General features: G+C 34.3%; 4 protein-coding genes. All 4 read left to right on the top strand.

Annotated elements, in window-relative coordinates:
- The first annotated feature begins 100 nt into the window (after positions 1 to 100).
- Positions 101 to 1198 carry a UDP-galactopyranose mutase gene (gene glf / locus DW269_RS08710; RefSeq protein WP_117459405.1) on the top strand — a complete coding sequence of 366 codons (1098 nt, stop codon included), beginning with the start codon at positions 101 to 103 and terminating at the stop codon, positions 1196 to 1198.
- Complete coding sequence (locus DW269_RS08705; protein ID WP_117459404.1) at positions 1198 to 2205, top strand: glycosyltransferase family 2 protein; 1008 nt, start codon at positions 1198 to 1200, stop codon at positions 2203 to 2205. Before glf ends, DW269_RS08705 begins: the two co-directional genes overlap by 1 nt.
- A 10-nt stretch (positions 2206 to 2215) precedes the next feature.
- Positions 2216 to 3316 (top strand): glycosyltransferase, encoded by a 1101-nt coding sequence (locus tag DW269_RS08700; RefSeq protein ID WP_117459403.1) that lies wholly within the window; start codon positions 2216 to 2218, stop codon positions 3314 to 3316.
- 139 nt (positions 3317 to 3455) lie between these two features.
- Positions 3456 to 6775, top strand: a 3320-nt coding sequence (locus DW269_RS08695; protein ID WP_117459402.1) for a glycosyl hydrolase 53 family protein, incomplete at its 3' end; no start/stop codon positions are given.

Here is a 6775-nt window from a genome sequence, read left to right as displayed (position 1 = left end):
AGAAAAGAAAACAAACTAATTAAGTGACGAGGGTTGTATAGACCCTCGTTTTATTATAGAGATTATGGTATTATTGAAGAGACGAAAGAAGGACATCAATATGAAATATGATTATCTAGTAGTAGGATCAGGTCTTTATGGCGCAATCTTTGCGCATGAAGCCAATAAGAGAGGAAAGAAGGTTCTTGTCATTGATAAGAGACCTAATATTGCCGGAAACATCTATACAGAAGAAGTAGAAGGCATCAATGTACATAAGTATGGTGCCCATATCTTCCATACTAATAATAAGGAAGTATGGCAGTATATTACTCAGTTTGCAGAATTTAACAGATTCACTAACTCACCAGTTGCAAACTATAAGGGAGAACTTTATTCTCTTCCATTCAACATGTATACATTCAATAAGATGTGGGGAGTAGTGACTCCTGAAGAAGCAGCTGCCAAGATTGAAGAACAGAGACAGGAAATCAAGGGAGAACCAAAGAACCTTGAAGAACAGGCTATTTCATTAGTTGGTAGAGATATCTATGAAAAGCTCATTAAAGGCTATACAGAAAAACAATGGGGAAGACCATGTAATGAACTTCCATCATTCATCATCAAGAGATTACCAGTAAGACTTACTTTTGATAATAACTACTTCAATGCGTTATATCAGGGTATTCCAATGGGTGGATATACAAAGATGGTAGAAAACATGCTTGAAGGTATTGAAGTAAGATTGAATACAGATTATCTAGAAAACAAGGAAGAATTAGATAGTTTAGCAGATAAGGTTGTTTATACAGGACCTATCGATGCATACTTCAACTATAAGCTAGGAACACTAGAATACAGATCAGTCAGATTTGAAACAGAAGTATTAGATAAGCCAAATTTCCAGGGAAATGCGGCAGTAAACTATACAGATGCCGAAACACCTTGGACAAGAATTATTGAACATAAGTGGTTTGAATTCGGTACACAGCCAAAGACTGTTATCAGTAGAGAATACAACTCTGAATGGAAGCTAGGAGATGAACCATACTATCCAGTCAATGATGAAAAGAATGGTGCCTTATATGCAGAATATAAGAAGCTAGGAGAAGCTGAAACTAAAGTCATCTTTGGTGGAAGACTTGGAGAATATAAGTATTATGATATGGATGCAGTTATCGCAGCTGCATTAGCTAAAGTAAAAGAGGTATTTGAATAATGAAGAATTTAATATCTATTATTATTCCTGTATATCGTGGAAATCCTGTTTATTTCAATAAGACAATCGAAAGCTGTTTGAATCAGACTTATCAAAATGTAGAAGTGATTGTTATTGATAATGGATGTAATGATGCGTTGCAGGATACTTTAAGTGAATTAAATAATAAAGATAATGTGACAGTTGTAAAGAATTCTAAGAGCGGTGTATGTTCTGGTAGAAACTTAGGTGTAAAAACAGCTAAGGGAGACTATATTATGTTCTTAGATGCAGATGACTGGATTGAAAGTAATGCCTGTGAAATACTATTAAATCATGCAGTAGAAGCAGAGGCAGATTGTGTGATTTGTAATTATAGTAGAGACTATAGTGATCATAGTGAAAAGATGCTTCACTATATTAGAGATACAATGTATAAGGACTGGAAGGATTATTTAAAGGATCTATTAAATGTACAGGCAGGTGTAGGATTTTGCTGGGGTAAACTTATTAAGGCTTCTACTATTGAAAATGTATTATTAAATGAAGAATTAAGCTTAGCTGAAGATGCAGAATATTGTGCACGTGCCTCACAGAACTGGAGTGTTATTGCAGCTGATGAACATCCTTTAGTTCATTATATATTCAATGATCAATCTGCAGTACGTAAGTTTGATATAGCTTATGCAGATAAATTCCTCTTATCTATGAAAGCAGTAGAAGAAGACTTAAAAGATGTCATGGTAGAAGATAAGAATATAGAAACATTATTCTATAACTTTGTAAGTTATCATGTATTACTTATTTTAGTGAATTATTGTGCACATCCACAAAATAAAGATAAATCGATGTCTTCTTTAAATACATTAATGAAGAATGATTTATTTAAACGTGCTATAAAGAACTCTAACTATAATGGTATGTCTATGACACGTAAAGTACCATTATGGTTCTTAAAACATAAGATGAATAGATTCGCATTACTTGTAGGACAAGTAAGACAGAAACAGTTTTCTAAGAGTAAATAAGGAGTAAGTTATGAAAGTACTAGTATTTGGAATTACAGATAATCCAGGTGGTATGGAAGCAGTTATTATGAATTACTATCGCCATCTAGATCGTACACATGTACAATTTGATTTCTTATGTAATACAGAAATAGTCGCTCATGAACAAGAGATATTAAGCTTAGGTGGTACTATTTACCGTATTCCTGCAAGAAGTAAGGATAGAAAAGCATTCTCTGAAGCTTTAGAAAACTTCTTTAAGACGCATGCTTCTGAATATAAAGCTATCTGGTTTAATACATGTTCTCTTGCGAATATTGATTATCTTAAGAAGGCTAAACAGTATGGTATCCCTACACGCATTATTCATTGTCATAATGCGGCTAATGGAGATAGTTTTTTAAGAGGATGTTTACATAAGTTTAATAGAACACAGATTAGAAAATATGCAACAGATTTCTGGACATGTTCAGAAGATGCCAATGAATGGTTCTTTGGTAAGAACGCGGTATTACCTAACTATAAATTGATTAACAATGCGGTAGATGTGAACTTCTTTAAACCAAATGAAGAAATCAGACAATCTATAAGAGAAGAACTTCATGCAGGAGATAAGATTGTATTAGGTCATACAGGAAGATTCCATTTCCAGAAGAATCATCCATATCTATTAAAGGTATTTAATGCGTTGGATCATAGATATCCTGGTAAGTATATGTTGATACTTATTGGAGATGGTGAAGATAAAGAAGCATTAAAGAACCAGGTAAAAGAATATGGTATTGAAGAAGATGTAAAGTTCTTAGGTATCAAGAGTAATGTGAGTGATTATATCCAGGCAATGGATCAATACATCTTCCCTTCTCGTTTTGAAGGGCTAAGTGTCGCATTATTAGAAGCAGAAGCCAATGGCCTACCATGTATGATCTCTGATACTATTTCTCGTGCCTCTATTGTGAATGATAATGTGAAGATGCTTCCTATTACAGATGAAGCAATCACCCAGTGGGTAATTGCGATTGAAGAAGCATCTCATCAATCTAAACATTTCAATATCGAAGCATTTGAAAAACGTAATCTAGAAATAAATACAGAAGCTAAGAAGATGCAGGATTTCTTCTTATCACTATAAACCTTCGTGAGAAGGTTTTTTTAATGTCTAAATATATTTTTTTATACCTATATATGTCATTTTATGTCACGTTGGATGATTCTTTGTGTGAAATTATGTTAAAATATTTTCATATTATATAAGAGGAAGGGAGATATATATGAACAAAAAGTTGATTACAAGTTTTGTAAGTGCAGCGCTTGTTTGTTCGATGGGCATATCTGGTGTAAGCGCAGTTACTCCAGTACCAACTATGCACAACAACAATCAAGTCACTGCAGCATCAATGAGTCGTTCTATAGCTGATTACAAGAAGATTGAAGGCATTAACGATCAGACTGTATTAGGTGCAGATTTTACTCATTACCAGCAGGATTTGGAATGGGGTAAAACGTACTACAATTACAAGAGCGTCAAAATTGATAATCTATTTAAGTTTGTACAGGGACAGGGAATTAATACGATTTCTGTCAAGGTTGCAGTTAATCCGGACACATCAAGTGATAAAACTAAATGTTATACACTAGATAGTGCTATCAAAACAATTAAAGCAGCTAAAGAAGCAGGCTTAAAAACAAACATCACATTATTCTATTCTGATGATGTTACTTATGCAAATAGTCAGCAATTACCTGCAGGATGGACTCAGGATAATGCGGTAGAAAAGGCAACAGACTATACTAAGGAAGTACTTGATACTTTAAGTAAGAATGATGCTTTACCTACTATGATGACTATTGGAAATGAAGTGAATTATAATTTCCTTGGTCTAACTGAAGGCGGAGGATGGGATGGCTTTGTCGCAATGGCTACCATCTCTAAACTTATTAATGAAAAAGGTGTTAAAACAGCTTTAAGTTTTGCAGCACCTGATGATGCTGAAGGTATTCAGTATGTGATTGAAAAGCTAGGTTATGCCAGCGTAGACTACAGCTATTTAGGTGTTAATCTTTATGCTGATCGTAATGGTATTAATGATTATGTTAAAACGTTACGTACTACAGTAAAAGAAAAGGCAGCAGATAAGCAATTAATTGTTTCTAACATCAAGTTCCCACGTCAGAATGCTGATGAAACAGCATCTACTGAAACACAGGCAGAAAGCATCTATAACTTATTAAGTGCTTCTATTAGTGATAGTAATGCAGGTGGTTTAATTTACGATGAAGCTGAATATGTAGGAAGCTGGAATGGTTTCTTTAATGAACAGGGACTTGCACAGACTTCTCTTGCAGTATTTGGTTTTGCACAGGGTTGGAATATTGATATTGATTCATACAGAGATCCTTATGAATATGGTGATGATACTGGTTTAAAGGAAAAGAAGGTCACTATTAATAAGATTTCTAATATGTCTGAATCTACAATCAGAGGTGTAGATGTTGGATCATATGTAGCACTTACTAATGCAGGTGTTAAATATTATGATTATGATGGCAAAGAACAGCCATTAATGAAAATCTTAAAGGATAATGGTGTTAACTATATCCGTTTAAGAATCTGGAATGATCCATACAATGAAAAAGGTGAAACATACGGTGGTGGAGATAGCACTGTAGATAATGGATTAAAGATTGGTAAAGAAGCAACTAAGTATGGTATGAAGGTGCTTGTTGACTTCCATTATTCTGATTTCTGGGCAGATCCTGCAAAACAGATTCTACCAAAAGCATGGCAGAAGGATGCTAATGATCCAGATAAGATGTGTGAAAATATCCATGACTTCACTAAAGATACTTTACAGAAATTTAAAGATGCAGGTGTTGATGTAGGTATGGTACAGGTTGGTAATGAAATTACCAAAGGTATGGCTGGTATTCATAATAAAGACAGTAATAATTCTGTTTGGAAAAATGAATCTCAGTATTCTGTATTAGACCGTTATTTAAATGCAGGTTCTAAAGCAGTACGTGAAATTCTTCCAGATGCTTTAGTTACATTACATATTGAAACACCTAATCGTCAAATTTATTCTATGATCATGGATGCATGGGAAAAAGGAAATGTAGACTATGATGTTTTAGGTTCTTCTTATTACCCATTCTGGTGGAATACACCTGATATGTTAAGGGATGTACAGACTCTTGCAAAAGAAAGAGGAAAGCTATTTGCGGTTATGGAAACTGCATGGGTTAACAGCTATGAAGATGGTGATGGTACACCAAACTCTATCGGCTCTGATTATGGACTTTATCAGTATGAAATTGGTCCTCAGGGTCAGGTAGATGAATTAACTGATATGTATAAGGTTCTTACTGAACAGGATAACGGTTTAGGTGGCTTCTATTGGGAGCCAGGATGGATTCCAGTGAAAGCCGGATGGACTAACTGGGAGTACAATAAAGAAGTCGCTGATAAGTATGGTACTGGATGGGCTTCTAAGGGTGCTGTAGGTTATGCTCCAGACGATGAGATGTATTATAATGGTCAGCCTTCATGGGGTGGATCAAGCTGGGATAACGCAACATTATTTGATATCCAGGGTAATGCACTACAGTCATTAAAGTTCTATAAAGATTCAGTGTCATTAGGTAAGGTTCAGACTACAAGAATCAATATCGTGAATAAAGAAAAAGAAGTTCTTAAGACTGAATATGTAAATGTAAATGTTGGTGATACAAAGACAATTACACTTCCAAAAGTTGATGGTTATTATGCATCAAAAGGTAACTATAACTATACAGTAAAAGGTGATACTGATGGTGTTAAGACAGTTACAGTCACTTATAATCATTCTACAGAAGCTAATCTAGTTTACGTGGATGGTGATTGGTACTTAATGCAGGATGGACAGGTTGTACATGAAACTACTCTTGCACAGGTTAATGGAACAGGTACTTGGTATTATGTAGAAGATGGTAAACTCAACTGGAATTATACCGGTTTAGTAAAATACTATAGTACTTGGTATTATGTTCAGAATGGTGTTCTTGACTGGAACTACAATGGCTTAATCTACTACAATAATACTTGGTATTATATTGAAAACGGTAGAGTAAATACAAACTACAACAATCTAGTAAAATACAATGGTAACTGCTATTATGTTCAGAAAGGTAAGATTGACTGGTCAGTGAATACATTATCACAGGTTAATGGTGAAGGAACATGGTATAAGGTAACTAATGGACAGTTAGATTGGAACTATACAGGACTAACTAAGTATTTCAGTACTCAATACTATATTCAAAATGGTGTTCTTAACTGGAACTACAACGGCTTAATCTACTACAATAATACTTGGTATTATATTGAAAACGGTAGAGTAAATACAAACTACAACAATCTAGTAAAATACAATGGTAACTGGTATTATGTTCAGAAAGGTAAGATTGACTGGTCAGTGAATACATTATCACAGGTTAATGGTGAAGGAACATGGTATAAGGTGACTAATGGACAGTTAGATTGGAACTATACAGGATTAGTTAAGTATTACAGTACATGGTACTACATTCAAAATGGTATTCTTGACTGGAA

The organism is Catenibacterium sp. AM22-6LB (assembly GCF_003435615.1).
GTDB lineage: Bacteria > Bacillota_I > Bacilli_A > Erysipelotrichales > Coprobacillaceae > Catenibacterium > Catenibacterium mitsuoka_A.
This window is presented reverse-complemented; position numbering and strand designations above follow the sequence as displayed.

Bases quoted from the DNA above. Each gene is read 5' to 3' on its own strand.
- glf (WP_117459405.1), top strand. From the start codon at position 101: ATGAAATATGATTATCTAGTAGTAGGATCAGGTCTTTATGGCGCAATC.
- DW269_RS08705 (WP_117459404.1), top strand. From the start codon at position 1,198: ATGAAGAATTTAATATCTATTATTATTCCTGTATATCGTGGAAATCCT.
- DW269_RS08700 (WP_117459403.1), top strand. From the start codon at position 2,216: ATGAAAGTACTAGTATTTGGAATTACAGATAATCCAGGTGGTATGGAA.